Origin of the sequence: Pandoraea horticolens (genome assembly GCF_902459555.1) — a bacterium.
In the GTDB taxonomy this organism is placed as follows: domain Bacteria; phylum Pseudomonadota; class Gammaproteobacteria; order Burkholderiales; family Burkholderiaceae; genus Pandoraea; species Pandoraea horticolens.
On the sequence record NZ_CABPSM010000004.1, the window covers coordinates 191,796 to 215,402 of the forward strand.

Genomic DNA, 23,607 nt, shown 5'->3' on the forward strand with positions numbered 1-23,607 from the left:
ATGAAATTGCATCTGAAGGGCGGGCGCGTCATCGATCCCGTGACCCGAACCGACCATATTCAGGACGTCTTCGTCGCCGACGGAAACATCGCCGCGCTAGGTGTGGCGCCTGCCGGCTTTACAGCCGCGCGCACGATCGATATGACGGGCCTGGTGGTCATGCCCGGGCTTGTCGATCTGTCCGCACGCCGCGTGAGCGCAGCCAGCGAAGCGGCAGCGGCGCTCGCAGGCGGTGTGACGCGCGTGGTTTGCCCGCCGGATACCGACCCTGTGCTGGATGAGCCGGCGCTTGTCGAGATGCTGCAATTGCGCGAGCGCGCCACACAGCTTGCCCAGGTACACCCCCTGGGCGCGCTGACGGTCGGCCTCGCCGGGCGTGAACTCACGGAAATGGCGCAATTGACGCAGGCGGGCTGCATCGGGCTTTCGCAGGCAAATGCGCCGATGGCCGATAACCGCACGTTGCTGCGCGCGCTGGAATACGCGGGGACATTCGGGCTGACGGTATGGTTACGTGCGCAGGATGCGTCACTGGCCGCGGGTGGCGTGGCTGCCAGCGGGGCCGTCGCATCGCGTCTGGGGCTGGCGGGTATTCCGGTGGCTGCCGAGACGATCGCGCTTCACACCCTTCTCGAACTCGTGCGCGTTACGGGCACGCGGGTGCATCTATGCCGATTGTCGTCTGCTGCAGGGTTGGCGCTCGTGCGTGCGGCAAAGGCCGAAGGCTTGCCGCTCACGTGCGACGTTGCCGCCCACCATCTCCATCTGACGGACATGGATATCGGTTATTTTGATGCCCAGTATCGGCTCGATCCGCCGCTGCGCGCGCAACGCGACCGCGAAGCCATCCGGGAAGCGGCGCGCGACGGCACGATTGACGCCATCTGTTCCGACCATACGCCGCTCGCAGCCGACGCCCGTCTGGTGCCGTTTGCGGAAGCCGCGCCGGGCGCGAGCGGTCTGGAACTACTCTTGTCGCTGGTGCTGAAGTGGGCCGACGAGGCGCGCGTGCCGTTGATCGATGCGCTCGCACGCGTGACGCACGCACCGGGGCAGCGTCTTGCTGCCGTCGCACCGGGCGCTGGCCGTCTCGCACCGGGACAGCCGGCCGATGTTTGTGTGTTTGCGCCCTCGGCGCACTGGACGGTTGCCGCGCAGAATTTGCGCAGTGCTGGCCACAACACCCCGTTCCTGGGATACGAATTGCCGGGTCAAGTACGTTTCACGCTGGTCGGTGGCCACGTGGCATACGAAACCCTCGCCGTTTAGGATGCGATTGCCGTGCTCTTCATCAAAAAACTTCGTCTCGGCCTGCACCTGTCGCGTGGCCTGCTGACTGCGCTGATCTTCTTCCCGTTTCTGTCCGAGGCGGCCAAGCACCGCCGCATTCGTGCGTGGTCGCAGAAGCTGTTGAAGCTGTGCGGCATGCGTCTCGAGGTCGAACAACATGCCCCGTTGCCTGACAGTGGTGTCATGCTGCTATGTAATCATGTGTCGTGGATCGACATCTTCGCGATCAACGCGTGGCAACCGGTGCGCTTCGTCGCGAAGGCCGAGATTCGCCATTGGCCGTTGGTTGGCTGGCTGTGCGTGCAGACGCGCACGATCTTCCTGCAACGCGAGCGCCGTGCCGACGCACGCCGCATCATGCATTACCTGTCGGATTGCCTGCGCGACGGCGACATCATCACGGTCTTCCCCGAAGGCACGACCACCGATGGACGTAGCCTGTTGCCGTTCCACGCCAACCTGCTGCAAGCGCCGGTGAGCACCGGGAAGCCTGTGCAGCCGTTGTGCCTGTTCTACACCGATGCCGCGAGCGGACGCTATACGATGGCTCCGGCGTACATTGGCGAGATGAGTCTGATCGAGTCCATCGACATGATTCTGCGCGCACCTCCCATGACGGTACGGCTGTCGGTCGACGGGCCGCAGTATCCGCAGGAAGGGCAGCATCGGCGCGAGTTTGCACTTGGTGCGCAGAAGGCGGTTGGCGACGCCCTACAGCGATTCTTGCCGGAGGCCGTGCTGCCGCAAAGCGGTTCGGTGGGTTCGCGTGATTCGGTGTTGAGCGACGAAGAGGGCGACGCCGCACAGGCGGTTCAGGTCTGACACGAGCGCCGAAGAAAAAAACGGCGCCTGCATGTCGCCGTTTTCGTTTGATCTGGAGACGCGGACGCCCCCCGTCGTCAATCGCCTTTGCGCTTTGCCCCTTTTTCCGCTTTCTCGGCCTTCTCAATCTTCTCGGTCTTGTCCGCTTTGGCCGGTTTATCGGCCTTGTCGAGCTTGCGCGCGCTTTTGCCGAGCTTCTCGGCTTTCGCGGCCTTGAAGGCGTCTTCCGCCTTATCGGCCTTCTTCATCTTGGCGCGCTTCTTGCCGTCCGCCAGGGTAAACGGGTCGCGAATCTGTGGGCAATTGATCTGAATCAGGTCGCGCTCGGCAGGGGAGCTGGCGAGTTTCACCGCCGTCAATTTTCCTCCCCAGACGCAGCCCGTATCGAGTCCCAACACGTTCTCACGCATCACCAGGCCGAGTGCGGACCAGTGACCGAACACCACCGTGACGTCGGCCGTACGACGCCCCGGTGCGTCGAACCAGGGCTTCAGTTCGGTCGTGGCCGCATCGGCGCCTTCCTTGATCTTGAAGTCGATGCGGCCGTCGGCGGTGCAGAAGCGCATACGGGTCAGGGCGTTGATCGTGAGACGCTGGCGGTCCTCGTCGCTCAGCCCTTCTTGCCACTGGTCGGGCTGATTGCCGAACATGCGCGAGAGGAATGTCTTCCAGTTCGGGCCGCGTAGTTGCGCCTCCACGTCGCGGGCGAGCGTGATGACCTGTGTGGCGTCCCATTGCGGCAGCACGCCGGCATGTACCATCAGATGGCCATGCGCGAGGTGTGCAAGCGGCAAATGACGAACCCAGTCGATGAGGGCATCGCGGTCGGGGGCGTTGAGAATGTCGTCGATGGTATCGCTGCCGTGAGCCTGACGCACACCGGCCGCCACGGCGAGCAGATGCAGATCGTGATTGCCGAGGATGGCCGTCGCGCGCTTGCCCAGCGCGATGACCTGACGCAGCGTGTCGAGCGAACGCGGGCCACGATTGATGAGATCGCCGGCAAGCCAGAGATCCGCGTCCTGAGGCAGGCGGGCGAGCAGTTGCTCAAACGACGTTTGGCAACCTTGCAGGTCGCCGATGGCATAGATGTTACGCATCGCGTAGGTGGCGCTGTCTTGTCTTGTTGTCCCTGTCAGGGGGATTCCGCGTGCCGCAGCGACACACCTTCGTGTGCTTTGCCCCCCCGTGGTCTTTCATTTCTTGTAGATCAGCCAGCGTGGCGCTTTGAAGCGAACGATGCGCAGGTACAGCCAGACATACGTCACCATGAAGGCGATGCAGCACAGCGCTAGCACCAGACTATGTCGCCAGAAAACCGTTGCCGGAATCACTGCCAGCAAGCATAGCAGCCAAAGGTACGGCGAGGTCAAGGAGTTGCGTTGCGTCAGCGCGCTCGCCGTTCGTGCGCCCGCAGCCCAGCGCATCAACCGTTTGTAGACGAGCATGTGCAGATGCACACCGTCGGGGATGCCCGGCGAGATGCCGCGCACGAAGCGCTTTCGGTAGATCGAGAAGCAGACTTCGAAGGCGGGGTAAATCACCATAAGGGCGGGATACCACGGCGAGACCTGCGGGTTGCGCATGACCAGCAATACGGCGATTTCGGCCAGCATGAAGCCGAGGAAATAGGCGCCGCCGTCCCCCAGGAAAATCAGGCCACCGGGGAAGTTGAAGATGAAGAATCCGAGAATGGCGCCTACCATGATCATCGACGTGGTCAGCACGACGGGGTCCTGCACCTGAAATCCGACATAGCCGAGCGAGGCGAACATGATCATCGCGACCATGGCCGCGAGGCCGTTGAAGCCGTCGATGATGTTGACCGCGTTGGCCATGCCGGCAACGCACAGCACGGTCAGCGGCACCGACACGGCGGCGAGCATCAGCGCACGGTCGGCGATGCCGATGTCGATGCGGGTGATGTGGATATCGAGTACGAACCACGCCAGCAGGGCGGCAATCATCGTGCAGACGAGGCGGACCGTTGGCGTCACCTTCTTGGTCAGGTCCTCGATGAAGCCGGAGAGGAACGCAGGCAGGCCACAGGCGATGAGCAGCACAATGTCGCGCGAGACCTGGGGGTAGGAGACCCCCAGCGCCGCGGCCGCCACGAGCAGGCCCGCGAGGATGCCGATGCCGCCGATACGCGGCACCGGACGTACGTGAAACTTCTGCACCCCAGCGACATCGCTATCGCCGGAGAAGCGGGCGTGAACGTGCGTGTAGCGCACGATCAACAGCGTCGCGATAAACGACACGACGAGGGCGATGGCAAGACTCAGCATGATGCAGTGCGACAGCCGATGACGCGGCTATCGAAGAGAGGATTCTGGAGACGGCTCACTTCTTTTTGAAAATCATCCAGCGCGGTGAGCGGAATCGCACGATTCGCTGATACAACCAGACGTACACGACGATGAATACGAGACAACAGGCCGCTAACAGGCCGCTATGACGCCAGAGGATCGTTGCCGGGATGACCGCCGACAGGCACAGCACCCAGAGATAGGGCGAGGTCATCGAATTACGCCGGGCGAGCTGTGCGGCGACTTTTGAGCCGACGGCCCAGCGCAGCACTCGTTTGTAAATGAGCATGTGCAGATGCACGCCGTCCGGCATGCTGGGGGAGACCCCTCGCACGAAACGCCGCCGATATATCGAGAAACAGACCTCAAAAATCGGGTAAAGCAGCATGAGCGCCGGATACCAGGGAGAGACCAAAGGATTCCGCATGACGAGCAAGACGGCAAGTTCTGCGAGCATGAACCCGATGAAATAGGCGCCGCCGTCCCCCAGAAAAATCAGCCCGTTCGGATAATTCAGAATAAAGAAGCCGAGAATGGCACCGACCATAATCATGGCCGCAGCGAGCACGATACCGTCGCCAACTTGAAAAGCGACATAGCCGAGCGACAAGAACATGAATACGCTGACCATCGCGGCGAGACCGTTGAAGCCGTCGATGATATTGATGGCGTTCGTCATGGCCGCCGTGCAAATGACCGTCAACCCGACTGAAATTACGGGAATGGCGAGAAGCCGGTCAATTGGCGCAACATCGACTCGATTGATGTGGATGCCCAGCAACCAATAGGCCGCGAGCGCCGATGCCATCGCGCATAGCAAACGGTTACGCGGCGACACGCGTTTGGTGACGTCTTCAATGAACCCGCCCAGAAACACAGGGGCAGCAGAGGCGGCAAGCAGCAGGATCTCTTCGAGCCGTTCACCGCGATGGTTGATCGTCGCAAACGTTGCTGCGACGACCAGACCCAGCATAATCCCCAGCCCGCCAATTCGCGGAACAGGGTGAGCGTGGACCTTCTGAACCCCTTTCGTATCGCTATCGCTGGAAAAATGCGCATGCACATGGGCATACCGCACAATTAGTAGCGTAGTGATGAATGAAACCATCAATGCCAAGGTCAGGTTCAGCATAGTACGGACAAGTTAATCGCGTTACTTAGTTCTTATCTGCGGTTGATGTTCACGCTAAATCCCGGTTAAACGTGGGTCTTGGCGGGGCGTGGGGGGCCTCCCGGTGACTTCGCCAAGTATTCTGAAATACTCGGCGATTACCAATCGCTCGTCGAAATTGTGCGCTACTTTAGCACGCCCAGCCCGTCCAACCGCCGTAAGATCTCGCGCGGGCATGCCTGCCACATGCTTCATTCGTGAGGCCAGTGCGGCCGAATCCTGCGCCGGTACGACCCATCCCGTCACACCTTCGCTCACCACCTCACGGCATCCGTGAACATCGGTCGTGATCACGGGGCGTCCCATGGCACTCGCCTCGAGCAACGTCCGCGACAGACCTTCCCGGTAGGATGGCAGCACGATGCAGTGTGCTTGCGCGATAAAGGGGCGCACTTCTTGCGTCACGCCCAAGTACTCGACGAGACCCTCCCGCTCCCACGCGGCGACCTGTTCTCGTGAGATTGCCGTCGGATTTTCAACGTCCGCAGGTCCCAGCAATTGGCATCGAACGTGGGGCATCGACGCCTTGAGCGCGCGTGCGGCGTCGACGTACTCCAGCACGCCCTTGTCTCGCAATAGCCGCGCAATCAACAGGAATCGGAACGTACCGTCGTCACCCGGCCACGAGGCAAGCGCAAAATGCTCGAGATTGACCCCTTCCCCGGGAAGCAGGCGCGCTTTTCGTAGATCGACCAGTCCACCCCGGACCATGGCGTCGAAGTCCGATTCGTTGAGCAGCCAGTTCTCCAGCGTGTGCCGGAACGCGTACCGGTACAACAAACGGACAACGTGCGTGATGAGGGACTTGTTAATGAACACGGTGCCCAAGCCGGTCGTGATGGATACCGACGGAATGCCGGCCCAATGAGCCGCCACGGCGCCGTAGATGTTCGGCTTGATCGTGTAGTGAAAACAGACGGCCGGACGAATGCGCCGATACAGACGGTACAGGCGCATTGTCAGGGCGATGTCCTGAAGCGGATTCTGCCCCTTCGATGCCATCGGCATGATGTGCACCGTGCAGCCCATCTCGCGCAGCAGCGGCGAGTAGTCGTCATCCGGGGCGACGACATGGACCGGATACCCCTCTGCGAGCAGCGCGCGGATCGGACCTCCACGAAAGTTGTGGATCGACCAGAAGGAATTCGAGCAGAAAAGAACGGGTGCTTGCATGGGGTTCAGTGGGTTGCGGCTCGCGCCGCGGCCAGTCGGGCATAGATCTCGAGCCATCGCGTCACAACGGCATCGAGAGAGTAATGGGCGAGAATGCGCTCGCGATTGGCCGCACCGGCCGCCTGGCGCACGCTCGCGTCGGCGTGCAGGTGGCGAATCAGGGCGTCGCCCAGCGCCCGCGCATCGCCCACGTGCACCAGCGTATTGGCCGGGCCGCTGCCGACCAGTTCGCGCACGCCCCCGCAATCGGTCGACACCACGGGCAAGCCGCTGGCCATCGCCTCGCCGATCACCAGCGGTAATCCTTCCCAGGCAGACGACATCGCGTACACATCTGCGGCACACATCCATTGCGCAATGTCGTCGCGACGCCCGAGCAAGGTGACGGCACCGGCAAGCCCACGGGTATCGACGAGTGCCTGCACCGAGGTGCGCAGGGGGCCGTCACCCGCGATGAACAGGCGTGCTTCGGGCAATTCGCGCCGCACATGCGAGAATGCGTCGATCAACGTCGGATAGTCCTTCGCTTCGACCATCCGGCCGGCGGCGAAGACGATCGGCGTCGCGTCGGATGACGTTGCATGAACGGCGGCGCGCCACTGCGAACGCGCTTGGGTGTCGGGACGGTAACGCGCCGTATCGATGCCGTTGGGCATGCTCGCGATACGTGCGGCAGGGGCGGCGCGCTGTGCGACGAATGCCGCCACGGCGTCCTCGCTGACGTTGGTCGTCAGGTCGGCCCACCGGTCGGTCAGCCGATAGGCCAGCATCCGCAGACGCCCCCCTTCATTACGGCTGTGGGCGCTCGTCACAAGCACCGGCATTCGTACAAACCAGCGCGCCACGCGTGCGAGCAGATTGGCATGCACCATGTGGGCGTGCACGACATCCGGTTTCCACGCTCGCAGATGCGAGACGAGCCGCCGCAGCGCACATGCGAGCGACCACGGCGTCTTGTTCGCTTTCAGTTCGATGCGCGTGAGCCGTGGCGACTCCGGCAAGTCGATCGCGCAAGTCCCGGTCAGCGAGATCAGATCGACGTCGTGACCGCGCGCGAGAAACCCCCGGGCAAGATCCACGACCTGGGTCTCGGCGCCGCCCAGTTGCAGACCGGTGACGAACAAGGCAATCCTCATCGTGCGGCCTCCGGCGTTGACTTCCTCTCGGTCCAAAGGGCTTCCCAACGTGCTGCGATGGCATCGGGCCGGAAGGCCTGCGCATGCGCGTAGCCGGCCAGCCCGAGTCTGCGTCGCAGCGAAGCGTCGCCGATCAGGCGGGACAGCGCGCCCGCCAGCGCGTCGAGGTCGCCGTCGTCCATGACGAGGCTGTCGACCTCGTCATTCAGCAGCGCGCGCGGACCGGCGTCGGCAGCGTAAGCCACGACAGGTACCGCATAGGCCTTCGCTTCGATGAGCACCAGTCCGAAGCTCTCGCGTCGCGACGGCAGGCAGTAGATTGCCGCTCGCGCGTAGTACTGCGCGATGTCGGTCACAGCGGGAAGCACCTCGACACTGTCGGCGACGCCCGCGTCGCGTGCTTGCGCGCGCAGGGCATCGCGCAACGCCCCGTCGCCCACGATGCGCACGCGCCAACCGGGGGCGTCATGCGCAATGCGCGCCCAGGCGTCGATCAACCGGTCGAAGCCTTTCTCCGGAATGAGACGCCCGACGGCCAGAATGCAGCGCTCGTCGAGGTGCTCAGGCGCCGTATCGGGGATCGCGATGCCGAGCGGATTGGGCAGCGCGACGAACTGTGCGCGAGCGTTCGGATGCTGCCTCTGCCAAGCGCTGCAATCGGCCTCGGTGAGGACAACGACGGCGTCGTATCTGCGTGCCGCCAGCGCGCGCGCCCACCGGCGTGCGCGTCGGCCGAGGTCGCTGGCGTACGTGCTGTGCTCCCAGGCCACGCGATGCAGCGGCAGGCCGAGCGTGGCGGGCACCGTATAGAGGGCGAGCATCGGGTCGACGTCGATCATCACATCGATGGCATGCCCGCGCACGTAACGCCGCACCTGCTGCACGATGAACAAATAGTGACGTTTGAAGGCCACGCGCTCGGCGAACATCGCGTGATGCGCCACCCCCGGTGCCAACGGGAAGACGGGGGTGTGGCCCCAAAGCGAGAGCACATGCACGCGATGTCCGCGTGCCGCGAGCGCATTCGCCAGTGTGGCCGCCGCGCGTTCGGCGCCGGCAAAGGCCGCGAGCGTGCCGGTGAACAGGCAGACCGTGCGCGGGCCGGTGGAATGCGGAGTATGAGCCGGTGTCATCGTGTCAGTCCCGTCGGAGCAGCCAGACGCCAAGCACCAGCGCGGCTGCGTAGCCCGCACCGAAGCCGAATGCTCCGGCGAGCGCGCCGAACTGCGGTGCGAGCCCGCGTACGACAACGAAAGCCACCACGGCGGCACACAGCCATTTCGCGACGACCCAACGTCCGGCGCCGCGGCGAATCAGCGTGAGGTTCAGCGCAGCGTCGGCGAACACGAGAATCCCCATGAGCGCCGACACGCGCAGAATCTGCGCCGACTCGGCAAACCCTGCACCGTAAATCAGATGCACGATCCAGGGGGACAGCAGCGCAATCGGAATCGCCAGACTCGCACCCGCGGCCACCATCAGCCATACGGCGCGCACGGTGTTGCGCCTCGCGGTGGCATTGTCGGCCGTCTGGAAAACCAGTTGCGGCGCCAGCGAATTCGCGATGATCGGCGCGACAAGCACGAAGTTCTCCGTGATTTGCATGGCGGCGGCGTAGGCCCCCAGCTCCGAGAGCGGAATGAGCGGTTTGAGCACGAGTTGGTCAATGCGCTTGAAGAGAATCATGAGCATCAACCCGCCCCAGAACGTCATGCCGCTGGCGAGCAGGTCGAGCAACAGTTGGCGTTGCCAGATCACCGGCGTCTTCGGCGAATGCTTCAGGTAATAGCGCACGAGCAGCGCGGCGGCCACGATAGCCTCGATGGCGTAGACGACGGCGAACGCGGCAACGCGCGCATGCATCAGGAACAGCACGGCCACGAGCGCGAGCTTGACGCCCAGCCCGCAGAGGTTGGCGCTCACGCTCGGACGGTTGAAGGTGCGTGCCTGAAGCCATGCGATCACGATGCCGAAGGGTTCGCGGAACCAAAGCGCCACGCCGAGCCAGAGGGCGACGGCTACCAGGTCGGACTCCGCGAAGCCGATGATGTAGATGGCGAGAATCGTGTAGGCGACGGCGGCGGCGGCCAGGCGCAGCACGAAGGCGTGTGCGATGACCGTGCGTTGGTCGGCCTCGGGCTTGCCGACCAGACGCGGTACCACGACCTCGCTGCCGCACAGCAACGTGAGGGACGCAGCGAGGAACACGAGCGATTGCGCGTATTGAAACAGGCCGAACTGTGCGGCGCCGAGACTGCGGGCCAGAAGGCCGGAGACTGCGATGCCGCCGGCGATCTGCGCGCCGCGCTCGGTCAGCATCCAGAGGATGTTGCGAATGATGGTGCGATAGGGCATGTGGCGCTCGCGCGGCTCACTCGTTCTCAAGATAAGCAAAACCGGCCCTGCGAGGCCGGTGCGGGTGGACTTCATGCGCTTGTCATGTCGTGCGGCTACCGAGGCGGGCCATGACTGACAGGGTTTCGGGACGCGCCGCGGTGCAGCGAAGTCCCGTATAATTTTAACGTAATGCAGCCGTTCCCGGCCGGGCTTCCTGCCGGGATTTGACGTTTGCGGCGCGGCCGGCGTGTTCCTCGCGGCCAAGGCGTTCGCAACTTCCGGCCCGTCGCGGGGTCGGGCAGGCAACAAGCCAGGCCCACCCGCAATGGATGCTCATTTCTCCCCTCGTTTCCGAGAGACGCTTTCCCATGACGCAAACCACGCAAGTTTCGCCTGCGATTTTCAAGGCATACGACATTCGCGGCATCGTTGGCAAGACCCTGGATACCAACGTTGCGAACCTGATCGGCCGCGCGTTCGGCACCGCCCTGCGTCGCGAAGGCGGCAATGCCGTCGTCGTCGGCCGCGATGGCCGGTTGTCCGGCCCCGAGCTTGTCGGCGCACTCTCCGACGGCCTGCGTGCCGCAGGCGTGGATGTGGTCGATATCGGCGTCGTCGTCACGCCGATGGTGTATTTCGCGACGAACATCACGCTGCACGGCCGGGTTGTCGATTCCGGCATTATGGTCACGGGCAGCCACAATCCGCCCGACTACAACGGTTTCAAGATGGTGCTGCGCGGCCGCGCGATTTATGGCGACGCCATCCAGGGCCTGGCGAAGCTGATCGAACGGCAGGACTTCGAAACGGGGCAGGGCAAGTACACGGCCGACGAGATCGGCGAGTCGTATCGTGCGCGCATCGCCAACGACGTGCATCTGGCGCGTCCGATGAAAATCGCGGTGGACTGCGGCAATGGCGTGGCGGGGGCGTATGCCCCGGCGCTGTTCCAGGCGCTGGGCTGCGATGTCATCGAACTGTTCTGCGAGGTGGACGGCACGTTCCCGAACCACCACCCGGACCCTGCGCACCCCGAAAATCTTCAGGACCTGATCAAGACGCTGCAGACAACCGACGCGGAAATCGGTCTGGCGTTCGACGGCGACGGCGATCGTCTCGGCGTGGTCACCAAGGACGGTCAGATCATCTATCCGGATCGCCAGTTGATGCTCTTTGCCGCCGAGGTGCTGAGCCGCAACCCGGGCGAGAAGATCATTTACGATGTGAAATGCACGCGTAACCTCGCGGACTGGGTGCGCGAACACGGCGGCGAGCCGCTCATGTGGAAGACGGGCCACTCGCTGGTCAAGGCCAAACTCAAGGAAACGGGCGCACCGCTCGCGGGCGAGATGAGCGGTCACGTATTCTTCAAGGATCGGTGGTACGGCTTCGACGACGGCCTTTACACGGGCGCGCGTCTGCTCGAAATCCTGTCGAAGGCCGCCGACCCGAGCGCGGTGCTCAACGCGTTGCCCAATTCGATTTCGACGCCCGAGTTGCAGATTCCGCTGGCCGAGGGCGAGAACTTCGTGCTGATCGACAAGCTGCGCGAGACTGCCAGGTTTGACGGGGCGAAGGACATCATCAAGATCGACGGCCTGCGTGTCGAATATCCGGATGGTTTCGGTCTGGCTCGTTCGTCGAACACCACGCCGGTGGTCGTGCTGCGTTTCGAGGCCGATAGCGAAGCGGCAATCAAGCGCATTCAGGACGACTTCCGCCGTGCCATTCTGGCTGCCAAGCCCGACGCGAAGCTGCCGTTCTGACGCGAGTTCCGGGGGCGCCGCAGGCGGATGCGGCCCCTCCGGCGCGAGCGCACGAAGGCGAGCGCAGGACACTGCAAGGGCGCCGTGACCGGAACACGGGGGGTAAAGATGCCCAGCGAGGATGTCCCGTGAGCCGGGTCGGAGTAAAATCGCGGTTTTGCTCACGAGGCCCGGCCGAACCGCCGGAGCGTTCGGTTGCAGGTTCTGATCGTCAAAGTCTCGTCGCTCGGCGACGTTGTCCACAACATGCCCGTGGTGCAGGACGTCCTGCGCCAGTATCCCGACGCCCAGATCGACTGGGTGGTGGAAGAGGGCTTCGTCGACCTCGTCAAACTCGTGCGCGGCGTGCGCCGGGTCATTCCCTTCGCCCTGCGCCGCTGGCGCAAGAAGCCGCTCGCAGCGCGCACCTGGCAGGAAATCGGCACGTTCCGTCGCGCCCTGCGCGAAACCCCCTACGACTACGTGATCGACACGCAAGGCCTGGTCAAGACCGGCTGGATTGCGCGCACGGCGCGTGGCGAGGTGTGGGGACTGGGCAACCGGACCGAGGGGGCCAGCTACGAGTGGCCAGTGCGTTATCTGTACCGTCACATGGTACGCATCGAGCCGCACACGCACGTGGTGACACGCTCACGGCTGCTGGTGGCCGAGGCGATGGGCTTCCAAGTGCCGGACGAGATCGACTTCGGCATTGCCACCGAGCGGGCAGACCACAGCCAGTGCCCGGATCGTCCGTATGCGGTGTTTGTGCATGCGACCTCGCGCGACGACAAGACCTGGCCCGCAGACGATTGGGTGGCGCTGGGCCGGGATCTGGCCTCGCAGGGTTTCGCGATCGTGTTGCCGTGGGGCAGCGCTGCCGAGCATGAGGTCTCGCTCAGACTGGCCGCGGCGTTGGGGAAAGACGCCTGGGTGCCGCCGAAGATGAACCTGTCGCAGGTTGTCGGCCTGATCGACCGGGGCGCGATCACGGTGGGCGTGGACACGGGGTTGGTACATATTGCCGCAGCGCTGAACCGTCCCACCATCGAGCTATACAATTTCAGCACCGCGTGGCGCACCGGCGGATTCTGGTCGCCGCGCATCATCAATCTCGGCGACGCGCAACACAAGCCAACGCTCGCGCAAGTGCGCGACGCCGTGCATCAGCTCGCACCGTCGCCGGCACCTGTGGTGAGTGGCGACGCCGCGTCCGGGGAGGATAGAAGCGCATGAGCCAAACAAACGCAAGCAACCAGATCGTCACCGTCGAATCCGGCAACTGGCAGGGCGGACAACTGTCGATACCGCGCGAGACGCTCGTGGCCGATGTCGAGGCGGGCAAGGTGCTCTATTTCCCGCACCTGGCTTTTATCATCGACGCCGGGGAGCAACGCTTGCTCGATCCCGCGATTGCCGACCCCAAACGCAAGAACATCAGCCTCGATCCCAAGACTGACGTGCTTGTCGGTGTCGCCGCCGACGACGCCACGCAGCGCGCCGTCCACGCCTTGGTCAAGCGCTATTACGCGCAGGCGTGCAGCCTGATCGACGGCTTGCTGCCCGAGTATCGCGGCAAGCTGCGCGCGGCGCCTACGAGCTTGCGTCTGCATCAGGTCGAAACGCGCCAGACGTCGTGGCGCAAGGACGATGCCCGCCTGCACGTCGATGCTTTCCCGTCGCGCCCGAACTACGGCGAGCGCATCCTGCGCGTGTTCACCAACATCAACCCGGCAGGGCAGCCGCGCGTCTGGCGCGTGGGTGAGCCGTTCGAAGACGTGGCCAAACGCTTCCTGCCGAAAGTGCCGGCGCAATGGCCGGGGTCCGCATGGTTGCAGAACGCCGTGGGTATCACCAAGCGTCCGCGCAGCGGCTACGACCACATCATGCTGCACCTGCATGACGGAATGAAAGCCGACATGGGCTACCAGCACGATGCCGATCAGCAGACCATACCGTTCCCGCCGGGCAGCGTTTGGATCTGCTTCTCCGACCAAACGTCGCACGCCGTGATGTCGGGGCAGTTCATGATGGAGCAGACATTCTTCCTGCCCGCCGAAGCGATGGTGCACCCCGAGTGCTCGCCGCTGGCGGTATTGCAACGCCTCACGCATCGCGCGCTCATCTGAATGTTGCTGCGTCTCGTCTATCGCGCGCTCTGGTGGATCGTCGCCCCACTGGCGGTGATTCGCCTGTGGTGGCGCGGCCGGTTCGAACCCGGCTATCGCCGTCACATCGGGGAACGCTTCGGGTTTTACGATTCACCGCCGTACACCGGCCGCCCGCTGATCTGGGTGCACGCCGTCTCGGTCGGGGAGACACGTGCCGCGCAGCCGCTGATCGACGCGCTGCTCGAGCGCTATCCGTCTCACGGCATCCTGCTCACGCACATGACGCCTACCGGGCGTGCCACGGGCGACAACCTGTTCGGCGATCGTGTGCTGCGTTGTTATCTGCCTTACGACATGGTCGGGCCGATCCGGCGGTTCCTGAAGCAATGGCGACCGAGCGTCGGCGTGGTGATGGAGACGGAAGTCTGGCCGAACCTGATCTTCACCTGCCGTGAAAGCGGCGTGCCGCTGGTGCTGACCAATGCGCGAATGTCGGCGCGTTCGTTCCGGCGCGCCGCCCGCTTCGGCGATGCGGCCAAGCCCGTTTTCGGCGGCTTCAGCCGTGTGTTCGCGCAGAGCGATGCCGATGCCGAACGGCTTCGTATGCTGGGGGCGAACGACGTCGACGTGATGGGCAATCTCAAGTTCGACATGACGCCGCCGCCCGCGCTGCTCGCGCTGGGCTCACGGTGGCGCGAGCGCTTCGGCGACCGAAAGGTCTGGCTGGCGGCGAGCACGCGCGACGGCGAGGAAGCGCTGGTGCTTCAGGCTCGCGCGATGCTCGCGGCCGCCTCGGACGTGGGGCGTCGCTCGTTGCTGGTGCTCGTGCCGCGTCATCCGCAGCGCTTCGACGAAGTCGCGGCGATGCTGGCGAAGGTGCGCCTCAACTACGTTCGCCGCAGCGCCTGGCCTGACGACGACACGCCACTGCCGGCCGACGTCGACGTTGTGCTCGGCGATTCGATGGGCGAGATGGCGGCGTATTTCTCAGCGGCGGACGTCGCGTTCATTGGCGGGAGCCTGCTGCCGCTGGGTGGTCAGAATCTGATCGAGGCCTGCGCGGCAGGCACGCCAGTCGTCTTCGGTCCGCACATGTTCAATTTCACGCAGGCCAGCGAAAACGCGCTGACGGCGGGGGCGGCACTGCGCGTCAGCGATGCAGGCGAACTCGCCACGGCCTTGACCGATCTGCTGCTCAACGACGACCGTCGCCTTGCGATGCGCACCGCCGCGACGCTGTTCGCCAAGCAGCACCAGGGAGCGACGGCGCGTACCGTGACGGCGCTAGGCCAGTGGTTAGACGTGAGCTTGACCGCTCCGCAGGACTGATTCGGCGATCGCACCGGACGCAGTCGTCCACGTCGAAAAAACAAAATGCCTCGCATGCCGGACTGGCAATGCGAGGCATTTTGCTATGCGCTTTCACGCCGCGGCCATCTGCGATGTGCTGGGCGGCGATCAGCGTCGCATGGGCGGCGCCGTGATTCCCGGTCGCACGCCACGCGCGGGCAATCCGGCCCCGGCGCTGGCGGGCGTGGCTTCGCGAGCACCTGCCATTGCCGCGGAAGCTTCCGGATTCTCCGTGAGCAACGCGTTAAGCAACTGCAAGTCCGTGTCGACGAGCGTGGCGGCGCTGGCCTTGAGCTGAAGGCTCGAGAGCAGCGTGCTGTAGCGCGCCTTGGCGAGATCTCGGCGGGTGGTGAAGAGCTTGTCTTCGGCGTTGAGCACATCGGCGTTGATCCGAATGCCAACCTGATAGCCGAGCTTGTTCGACGCCACCGACGATTGCGCCGATTGTTCGGCCGCTTCAAGTGCCTTCACCTGTGCCAGCCCGCTCGATACACCCAGATAGGATTGGCGCGCGTTGAAGACGGCCAGACGTCGTGCGTCGTCCAGATCGGTCATCGCCTTATCTTCCAGCGCGAGCGTCTGGCGCATCTTGCTCTGCACCGCGCCGCCCGAGAAGATCGGAATACTGATCTGAATGCCGATCTGTCCGGCGGAACTCGGTCCCGAGCCTTGGCTCGACGGGCTCGACATGGACGACGTCAGCAGACTGTTGGCGTTGCCGACATTCGAGTGCGCTCCGGCGGCGACCAGATCGACCGACGGCATATAGCCCGACTTGGCCTTGGACGTTTCGCGGCGGGCGGTCTCGAGTGTGAGCGTTTGCAATTGCACGGCATAGTTGGCCTGCTCTGCCTGCGCGACCCAGTCCGCCACGTTGTTGGGCTGGGGCGAGGGCAGCGTCGCGCCGGCGCGCAGCGTGGCGAGTGAGCCGACCGGATGCCCGACGATCCGCGCGAAGGCGGCCCGGCGCACATCCAGCGTGTTCTGTGCGGCGATCTCCTGCGCGGTGGCCTGATCGAAGCTGGCTTGCGCTTCGTTGGCGTCGACGATTGTGGCGTTGCCGACTTCGAAATTCCGCTTGGCGGACGCGAGTTGTTCGGCGATGGCCTGCTTGTGCGTGCCGGCTAGCGCCAGATCGTCTTGCGCGGCGAGCACGTCGAAATACGCGGTCGCTACGCGCAGGATCAGATCCTGCTCCGCTTGCGCAAACGATGCCTCCGCACTCGCCACCGTCAGTTTGCCCTGCTGATACGACTGCCAGCTATCCCAGTGGAAGATGGGCTGCGTGAGCGTGAGGCCGTAGCCGCTGCTGACGAACGTGTTCGAGACATTCCCCGAGCCGTAGTGCGTATTGACGGCGCCCCAGCGCGCAGTGACCTGCGGCAGGAGGGCGGCGCGGGCCTGCGGCAATGCCTCGATGTTGGCGAGGTAGGCCGAGCGGGCGCTGGCGATCAGCGCGTCGCGGTTTTGGGCTTCGCTGTAGAGCTGGAGAAGGTCGGTTGCGCCGGCGGGTGTGGTGTGAACCATGAGGGCCGCGAGCGTCGTCGCCATGACGAGGGCGCTCGCAGAGACGGTGCGCCGCGCAGGCGCACGCTTGGCCGCGCGCTCACGCGCGGCAAGCCTTGAGGGGCGCATGGCCCTGGCTCAGTAAGTCGGCATCGACGGATCGACCTGGCGAGCCCAGGCATCGATTCCGCCGTCCAGATTGAACATCTGGGAGAAACCTTGTTGTTCCAGAAACATTGCGGCACGCGCGCTGCGCATGCCGTGATGGCAGATGCACACGATGGGCGTATCGGCGTCGAGTTCCGTCAGACGGGCGGGCACGTCGCCGAGCGGCACATTCTTGCTCTGGGCGATGTGGCAGGTCTGCACTTCCCAATCCTCACGCACGTCGAGGAGCGTGGGTTGGCCGCGGTCCCCGTCCGCCAGCCACTGGGCCAATTGCGCCGGTGTAATGTTTTGCATGATGTTCGTGTGTCGTATGGGGGGCGTCCGGCCCTCGTTGATTCCCGCAGGCATTTGCCCCACAAAAAGGGGGGCGGGACCGGTCCGCTCGCGGCATTCCGGGGGGCGTGCCATCCGCGACCGGACGGCACGTTACCCGGGAGCCGGGCTCAGAACTTGAAGCTCGACGGATGCGGCGCGACCAGATAGGCCACTTGCGTCTCGAACAGGTTTTCCGTGCGGTACTCGGTCTCGGACATGCGCGTGATGAGCTTCGCTTCCATGACCGGGCTGCCACCGATGAAGGCTGCCAGACGGCCACCGACCTTCAGTTGGTCGAGGAACGCTTGCGGCAGTTCGGCCAGGGCACCCGAGATGGCGATCACGTCGTACGGTGCGGCGGCGCTCCAGCCCTGCGCGCCGTCGGCGTTGATCACTTCCACGTTGGTCACGCCGTTGGCGCGCAGCGTCTGCTGGGCGGTCTGCGCGAGATTGGCGTCGAACTCGATGGTCGTCACGTGATGGGCGTTGTAGGCGAGCAGGGCAGCCATATAGCCCGAGCCCGTGCCGATTTCGAGCACGTTTTCGTTCTTCTTCGGCGCGAGCGCTTGCAGGATGCGCGCTTCGACGCGCGGGAACATCATGTGCTGGCTCTTGTCGGGAATGGCCGCGCCCGGTAGCGGCAGTTCAACGTCGGTGAAGGCGAGGGCGCGCTGGGCCGTCGGCACGAATTCCTCGCGCTTGACGAGCTTGAGCAGATTGAGCACCTCTTGATCGAGCACGTCCCAGGGACGGATTTGCTGCTCGATCATGTTAAAGCGGGCCTGTTCGTAATTCATTTCGGTTACCGTGGGTAGTAGGCAAACACAACCCGGCATTTTACCAGTTCCGGGCGGCAGTCATTATGACGCGTGAACTTTTGCCGCATCGGCGGCGCAAGGGCGGTGGGTACGGCGGCCAAGCAGCGGTTATGCTGCGGCTTTTTGCGCGGCCGGCTGGGCGACCCGTACCAGGTAGGCGCCGCACATTGTCGCTATCTGATCGGCGATCTGTCCCGCCAGCGTTTCGCAGCAGGCACCGGCGGGCGCGCGGTTCTCCAGAATCGCCTTGATGGGGCCGCTCATCGAGTTCAGGAACACGAAGGCGACCGTCTCGGGATCGTCGAAATGCGCTTCGCGCGCGGTTTTCAGCATGGCAACGGTGGCGGCGTGCATGCGCGTGGCCGCGCTGGCAAACACTTCCCGCCCGTCCAGATCTTCCGAGAGCCGGTACAGCGCCTGCGCTTCCTCGATGTCCGTCATCTTCGCGCCGACGTACGCCGTGGCGAGCGAGCGCGCCATCACTTCCAGCGGTTGCCCGTGAGAGGTGACGCAGGTGGCTTCCACCGACTCGACGATCCGGTCGACGTGCCGCCCAAGCACCGCGTAGAGCAAGACCTGTTTGTTCTGGAAGTACTGATACAGGGTGCCGACCGACACCCCCGCGCGCTCGGCAACGCGAGTCGTGGTTAGTTGGCGCCCGCCGTCGAGCAGCAAAACCTGAAGCGCGGCTTCGAAAATCGCGTCGATTGTGACCCGCGAACGCGCCTGCTGCGGCGATTTACGGGGCGTTGCGCGGGCTTGGCTGTCCGGTTTCATATGCGAATGGAAAATCTGAAGGATTCTTCATAAACTCGATGCTAACAAATTTGCGTGCGGTCTGGCGCAGCACAACAGAGATTTCGACGGGAGCAGTGATGAAACGGGACGCAATCGAGAACGCGGTACGCGAGGACGCCGAACGTCATCTGGGAAGCGTGGCATTGGTGACGGGCGCGACGCGGGGCATTGGGCACGAAGTGGCGCGAGGGTTGGCCGAGGCTGGCATGATGGTGCTCGTGGGGGCGCGAGAGGAAGCCAAGGGAGAGGAAGTTGTCGCACCGCTGCGCAAAGCGGGGTTTCAGGCGGAGACGCTGGTGATTGACCTGCTCAGGCCGGAGACGCTACACGCGGCGGCTTATCGCATCGGCCGTTATCATGGGCGGCTCGACGTGCTGGTGAACAATGCGGGCGTGACCGATCCGCGCGACGACACCCCCGAGAAGGCCTCTATCGAAGCGGTCGAGCGGGTCTTCGCTACCAACTTTTTCGGGACATTGCGCGTGACCCAGGCCATGTTGCCGTGGCTGGCGCGCTCGGCGCGCGCGCGTATCGTCAATGTGTCGAGCGGCCTCGGTTCGCTTGCGCACAACAACGATCCGGCGTGGGAGCACTCGGCGTTCCGGCAGATCGGGTTCAATGCGTCGAAGGCGGCATTGAACATGCTGACGGTGCAGCTCTCGCAAACGTTGCGCGAGACGTCGATTACGGTGAACTCGGTCGATCCGGGCGCCCCGGGTGACCTCACGCTCGATGCGAGCGGCAAACGGGCACGGCAGGGGCTGGCAGAAGGCGCGCGCAGCGTGCTGATGCTGGCGCTCGGTGAGCGCGGGCCGGTTACGGGCGGGTTCTTCGACGTCGAAGGCAGTTTGCCTTGGTAGGCCGGGTGCGAGCGGCCGAGACGTCCGCTTCGTCACTCGCGGTAGAATGCGCGGCCCGAACCGGCGTCGTCCCGTGAGGCTGACGCCGCGCTCCCTGCATTCTTCCGATCCTTTCATGAACTGCCGATCCCATTGCGCGGCGTGTTGCATCGCGCCTTCCATCTCGACGCCCATTCCCGGCATGCCGACTGGCAAACCGGCAAACACCCGTTGCGTGCAGTTGGACGACGACGACCGCTGCCGGATCTTCGGCAGCGCGCAGCGCGCAGCGTCCGGCGGTCTGCGGCTCGTTGCAGCCATCTGCTGAGATGTGCGGCGAGGATCGCGCGCAGGCTATCGCGTGGTTGTCGCAACTCGAAGCGATGACAGCGCCGATGGCGGCGTGGGGGCGGGCACGCCGAGGTGCATTGGGGGCGTCCTGAGGCGTAGAAGCGAGTCACAAGCGGGTGCTATAGTCGCGCGTATCGGGCGCCCCGCGCCCTGTAACGGAATGTGACATGCCGGATAGCACTCAGCCAGATCAATCAATTCGTGAGCAGTGCGAGACACCTGTCGCACGGCAAACGCCAGAGGTTTCACGCCGTCGTTGGCTGGCGTTGACGGGGGCTTCTGCCCTCGCCGCAGGGCTGGCTGCTTGCGCGGGATTGCCGTTCGGCAACGACTACACCTTCTCCGAAAGTCAATTGCAGCGCGCGCTTGAGCGCAAGTTTCCGTTCGACCGCCGTGTGTTGGCCGTGCTCGACGTAAACCTCACGCATCCCCGGCTGACCTTGTTGCCGGAGAGCAACCGTCTGGCGGTGTCCGTCGACGCTGCGGTGACGCATCCGCTGGGCGGCGCGCCGCTCACCGGCACGCTCGCCATCGACAGCGCGCTCGCGTACGATCCCGCCACGATGTCGGTCGTATTGCGCGATCCGGAAGTCGAGACCTTCACGATCGATGGGTTGCCCGAGCGCTGGTCACGACAACTGAACGCCGCAGGCGCCCTGATTGCGACGCAGTTGCTGCAAGGCACGCCTATCTACACGTTCAAACCCGAGCAGCTCAACATCGGCGGCGTGGCGCGTCAGCCAGGCACGATCACCGTGCTTTCGCACGGGGTGAACGTCAAATTCGATTCTCGCTGAGAGGGGGCGGCCGATTGGTCCGCCCCGATCCGGCGATCCACCGAACGCTGTCGGCGCGCCTGTCTTCCTAATCCTCTATTCACGACTTCTCTGGAACTTATTGCATGGACTTGTTGCTGGCGTTCAAAGCCGTCATTCTCGGTGTGGTCGAAGGTCTGACCGAATTTCTGCCGATCTCGTCGACCGGTCACCTGATTCTGGCCGGCAGTTTGCTCGACTTCAACGACGACAAGGGTAAGGTCTTCGAGATCGTGATTCAGTTCGGTGCGATTCTCGCCGTGTGCTGGGAGTTTCGCGTCAAGATCGCGCAGGTGGTGGCGGGCCTCGGCAGCGATGCGAAGGCACGTCGCTTTGCCGTGAACGTGATCGTTGCGTGCCTGCCGGCCATCGTGCTCGGGCTGTTGCTCGGCAAGCACATCAAGGCGGCATTGTTCAATCCGACCGTGGTGGCCACGGCGTTCATCGTGGGGGGCGTAATCATTCTGCTGGTGGAGCGGCATAACCGTCGCAATGCCGACGCGGGCAAGCTGCCGCGCGTGAATTCGATCGACGACCTTTCGCTTGCCGACGCCCTGAAAGTTGGCTGCGCGCAGTGTCTGGCGCTGGTGCCGGGCACGTCGCGTTCGGGGGCGACGATTATCGGCGGGATGGTGTTCGGGCTAGAGCGCAAGGTGGCCACCGAGTTTTCGTTCTTCCTCGCGATCCCGATTCTGTTCGGCGCCACCCTTTACGAACTCTACAAGGCACGCTCGACGCTGTCGGTCGACGATGTCAGCCTGTTCGGCATCGGCTTCATCGCCGCGTTCATCAGTGCCTTCATTTGTGTGCGCTGGCTGCTGCGCTACATCGCATCGCACGACTTCACGGCGTTCGCGTGGTATCGCATCGTGTTCGGGCTGGTGGTGCTGGCCACCGGTTACAGCGGGCTGGTTGTCTGGGCTGACTGAGCCCGACGCACGCGACCGCAGCACGCGCTTCGCAACGCAGAACGAAGAAGGGGCGCCGCGTGGTGCCCCTTCTTCATTTCCGCAATGTCTTCGATGGCCTTCAGCCGCGCTTGCGGAACACGAGATCCCACACGCCGTGGCCAAGGCGCAGGCCGCGATTCTCGAACTTCGTCACGGGACGATAGTCCGGACGCGGTGCGTAATCGGCCGCCGTGTTTTCAAGCGTGGCTTCGCCGGCGAGCACTTCGAGCATCTGCTCGGCATATTCCTGCCAGTCCGTCGCACTGTGCAGATAGCCGCCCGGCTTCAGACGCGAGGCGAGCAGTGCCACGAACGGCGGTTGCAGCAGGCGGCGCTTGTGGTGGCGCTTCTTGTGCCAGGGATCGGGGAAGAAGACATGCACGCCGTCGAGCGAGCCTTCCGGCAGCATGTGTTGAACGACTTCCACGGCATCGTGCTGAATAATGCGCACGTTCGACAGAGGCGTCTCGCCGATGAGCTTGAGCAACGCGCCCACGCCCGGCTCGTGCACTTCGACACCGAGAAAATCGTCCGCCGGACGCACCTTCGCGATGTGCGCGGTGCCATCGCCCATGCCGAAGCCGATTTCGAGGATGCGCGGTGCATCGGCACGCTCGAAGGCGGCGGGCCAGTCGAGCGGCTCGGGCACATACGGCAGCACGAACTTCGGGCCGAGCGTCTCGAAAGCGCGCTTCTGCGCTTCCGAGCTGCGTCCGGCGCGGCGCACGAAGCTGCGAATGCGGCGCGGGTGCGCTACGCCGTCCGGTCCGACGAATGTCTCGTCTTCGCCCGTGGCATGGGATTGCGGCGCACCGATGTCGGCGTCGTCGTCGTGGGCCGGTTGCGCATCGTCAGCCGGCGGTTGTCCGTGGTTCGTCATGGAAACAGAAAGCCGTCTGGGACGACGGCTTGTCGAGGTGTGCTGCGGCGGGCGGCACATCCGGCATTACGGCCTGATGTCAGCGCCCAACACGATGATTTTTCAAAGGATTTTCCCGCGCCGTGGCGTCGGGAACGGGCTCGATTATCCACCGGAACCCCCTCCACTGGCAAGTTGACGTCCCGCTCACGCCGGCCGAACGACCTGAGTGTCCTCCGGCGCCACGGGCCGTCCATCGCTAGTGGCCGGCTGCAAATCGGCCAGCGGCTTGCCGGTTCGCGTGTCGATCAGCGTCGAGTGATGCTCGTGCCGCTCGAAGCGGTGTTTCTCTCCCCACTGCCGCAGCGCCACGATCAGCGTGAAGAGTTCGCGGCCCTGAGGCGTCAGCACATATTCCTGGTACGACGTGCCGTCCGAGGCGGGCCGCACCGAGAGGACGCCCGTCTCGACCAGTGCCCGCAGACGCGTCGTCAGCATGCTGCGCGCTACGCCGAGACTACGCAGGAAGTCGCCGAAACGGCGCACGCCATCGAAGGCGTCGCGCACGATGAGCAGGCTCCACCGGTCACCGATGACGTCGACCGTGCGCGCGACAGGACAGGTATCCAGCGACGGGGCGGGCACTTCGGATCGGGTTTGCGTCATGTTGGGGGCGTTTTGCCGGAGCGAAAATTGAGTTTCATTTTAAGACCGGTTTGGTTATGATCCAACAAGTCTTAATTT

22 protein-coding genes and 1 pseudogene are annotated in these 23,607 nt (G+C 64.2%); 10 read left to right on the top strand and 13 right to left on the bottom strand.

The genetic code is table 11. The features are described from left to right. Complete coding sequence (locus PHO31112_RS09320) at positions 1-1,269, top strand: dihydroorotase (RefSeq protein ID WP_150620259.1); 1,269 nt, start codon at positions 1-3, stop codon at positions 1,267-1,269. A gap of 12 nt (positions 1,270-1,281) precedes the next feature. Continuing rightward, the gene (locus tag PHO31112_RS09325; RefSeq protein WP_150620260.1) at positions 1,282-2,112 is read left to right on the top strand and encodes a lysophospholipid acyltransferase family protein; all 831 of its coding nucleotides are present in this window, start codon (positions 1,282-1,284) and stop codon (positions 2,110-2,112) included. A 77-nt stretch (positions 2,113-2,189) separates the two neighbouring features. Here PHO31112_RS09325 and PHO31112_RS09330 read toward each other — a convergent pair whose 3' ends face one another. From PHO31112_RS09330 to PHO31112_RS09360, 7 genes are all read right to left on the bottom strand, one after another. Then, positions 2,190-3,212, bottom strand: coding sequence for a symmetrical bis(5'-nucleosyl)-tetraphosphatase (locus PHO31112_RS09330; RefSeq protein WP_150620261.1), 1,023 nt, complete (start codon positions 3,210-3,212; stop codon positions 2,190-2,192). A 96-nt stretch (positions 3,213-3,308) separates the two neighbouring features. Continuing rightward, the gene (locus PHO31112_RS09335) at positions 3,309-4,400 is read right to left on the bottom strand and encodes an MraY family glycosyltransferase (protein WP_150620262.1); all 1,092 of its coding nucleotides are present in this window, start codon (positions 4,398-4,400) and stop codon (positions 3,309-3,311) included. 55 nt (positions 4,401-4,455) lie between these two features. Next, positions 4,456-5,553, bottom strand: a complete 1,098-nt coding sequence (locus tag PHO31112_RS09340) for an MraY family glycosyltransferase (protein WP_150620263.1) — start codon at positions 5,551-5,553, stop codon at positions 4,456-4,458. Positions 5,554-5,607: 54 nt separating this feature from the next. Next, complete coding sequence (locus PHO31112_RS09345) at positions 5,608-6,765, bottom strand: glycosyltransferase family 4 protein (protein ID WP_150620264.1); 1,158 nt, start codon at positions 6,763-6,765, stop codon at positions 5,608-5,610. A 5-nt stretch (positions 6,766-6,770) separates the two neighbouring features. Further along, positions 6,771-7,901, bottom strand: a complete 1,131-nt coding sequence (locus PHO31112_RS09350; protein ID WP_150620265.1) for a glycosyltransferase — start codon at positions 7,899-7,901, stop codon at positions 6,771-6,773. Then, positions 7,898-9,034 (bottom strand): glycosyltransferase family 4 protein, encoded by a 1,137-nt coding sequence (locus PHO31112_RS09355; RefSeq protein ID WP_150620266.1) that lies wholly within the window; start codon positions 9,032-9,034, stop codon positions 7,898-7,900. The genes PHO31112_RS09350 and PHO31112_RS09355 overlap by 4 nt, the downstream gene beginning before the upstream one ends. 4 nt (positions 9,035-9,038) lie before the next feature. Further along, positions 9,039-10,256, bottom strand: a complete 1,218-nt coding sequence (locus PHO31112_RS09360) for an oligosaccharide flippase family protein (RefSeq protein ID WP_174995641.1) — start codon at positions 10,254-10,256, stop codon at positions 9,039-9,041. 350 nt (positions 10,257-10,606) lie between these two features. Between PHO31112_RS09360 and PHO31112_RS09365 the strand changes: the two genes are divergently transcribed. From PHO31112_RS09365 to waaA, 4 genes are all read left to right on the top strand, one after another. Beyond that, entirely contained in the window at positions 10,607-12,004 is a 1,398-nt protein-coding gene (locus tag PHO31112_RS09365) for a phosphomannomutase/phosphoglucomutase (protein ID WP_150620268.1), read from the top strand. Positions 12,005-12,250: 246 nt separating this feature from the next. Next, positions 12,251-13,219 (top strand): lipopolysaccharide heptosyltransferase I, encoded by a 969-nt coding sequence (waaC, locus tag PHO31112_RS09370; RefSeq protein ID WP_246177997.1) that lies wholly within the window; start codon positions 12,251-12,253, stop codon positions 13,217-13,219. Beyond that, on the top strand, positions 13,216-14,112 hold the full coding sequence (gene kdoO, locus PHO31112_RS09375; RefSeq protein WP_150620270.1) for a Kdo hydroxylase KdoO: 897 nt from the start codon (positions 13,216-13,218) through the stop codon (positions 14,110-14,112). The genes waaC and kdoO overlap by 4 nt, the downstream gene beginning before the upstream one ends. Positions 14,113-14,115: 3 nt before the next feature. Further along, a complete protein-coding gene (gene waaA / locus PHO31112_RS09380) occupies positions 14,116-15,423 on the top strand; it encodes a lipid IV(A) 3-deoxy-D-manno-octulosonic acid transferase (RefSeq protein WP_174995665.1) in 1,308 nt (435 codons plus the stop codon). A gap of 129 nt (positions 15,424-15,552) precedes the next feature. Here waaA and PHO31112_RS09385 read toward each other — a convergent pair whose 3' ends face one another. The 4 genes from PHO31112_RS09385 to PHO31112_RS09400 all read right to left on the bottom strand — a co-directional run bounded on the left by PHO31112_RS09385 (position 15,553) and on the right by PHO31112_RS09400 (position 19,028). After that, the gene (locus tag PHO31112_RS09385) at positions 15,553-17,079 is read right to left on the bottom strand and encodes a TolC family outer membrane protein (protein ID WP_150620272.1); all 1,527 of its coding nucleotides are present in this window, start codon (positions 17,077-17,079) and stop codon (positions 15,553-15,555) included. Positions 17,080-17,088: 9 nt separating this feature from the next. Next, positions 17,089-17,412, bottom strand: coding sequence for a rhodanese-like domain-containing protein (locus PHO31112_RS09390; protein ID WP_150585599.1), 324 nt, complete (start codon positions 17,410-17,412; stop codon positions 17,089-17,091). A 149-nt stretch (positions 17,413-17,561) separates the two neighbouring features. Continuing rightward, positions 17,562-18,230, bottom strand: a complete 669-nt coding sequence (locus tag PHO31112_RS09395) for a protein-L-isoaspartate O-methyltransferase family protein (RefSeq protein WP_150620273.1) — start codon at positions 18,228-18,230, stop codon at positions 17,562-17,564. A 129-nt stretch (positions 18,231-18,359) separates the two neighbouring features. Continuing rightward, positions 18,360-19,028, bottom strand: coding sequence for a TetR/AcrR family transcriptional regulator (locus PHO31112_RS09400; RefSeq protein ID WP_150620274.1), 669 nt, complete (start codon positions 19,026-19,028; stop codon positions 18,360-18,362). Positions 19,029-19,126: 98 nt separating this feature from the next. Here PHO31112_RS09400 and PHO31112_RS09405 point away from each other — a divergent pair, with 98 nt between their 5' ends. From PHO31112_RS09405 to PHO31112_RS09420, 4 genes and pseudogenes are all read left to right on the top strand, one after another. Next, positions 19,127-19,909, top strand: a complete 783-nt coding sequence (locus tag PHO31112_RS09405) for an SDR family NAD(P)-dependent oxidoreductase (protein ID WP_150620275.1) — start codon at positions 19,127-19,129, stop codon at positions 19,907-19,909. Positions 19,910-20,024: 115 nt separating this feature from the next. Next, positions 20,025-20,331, top strand: a pseudogene (locus PHO31112_RS27520) (YkgJ family cysteine cluster protein). Positions 20,332-20,406: 75 nt separating this feature from the next. Then, positions 20,407-21,036, top strand: coding sequence for a DUF1439 domain-containing protein (locus PHO31112_RS09415; protein ID WP_150620276.1), 630 nt, complete (start codon positions 20,407-20,409; stop codon positions 21,034-21,036). A gap of 104 nt (positions 21,037-21,140) precedes the next feature. Then, a complete protein-coding gene (locus tag PHO31112_RS09420) occupies positions 21,141-21,983 on the top strand; it encodes an undecaprenyl-diphosphate phosphatase (RefSeq protein ID WP_150620277.1) in 843 nt (280 codons plus the stop codon). Between the two features lie 100 nt (positions 21,984-22,083). On the opposite strand, the gene trmB is transcribed toward PHO31112_RS09420, so the two are convergent. Together trmB and PHO31112_RS09430 are read right to left on the bottom strand one after the other, a co-directional pair. Next, positions 22,084-22,884 (bottom strand): tRNA (guanosine(46)-N7)-methyltransferase TrmB, encoded by an 801-nt coding sequence (trmB, locus tag PHO31112_RS09425; RefSeq protein WP_150620278.1) that lies wholly within the window; start codon positions 22,882-22,884, stop codon positions 22,084-22,086. Between the two features lie 186 nt (positions 22,885-23,070). Then, positions 23,071-23,529 (bottom strand): winged helix-turn-helix transcriptional regulator, encoded by a 459-nt coding sequence (locus PHO31112_RS09430; protein WP_150620279.1) that lies wholly within the window; start codon positions 23,527-23,529, stop codon positions 23,071-23,073. Positions 23,530-23,607: the final 78 nt, after the last annotated feature.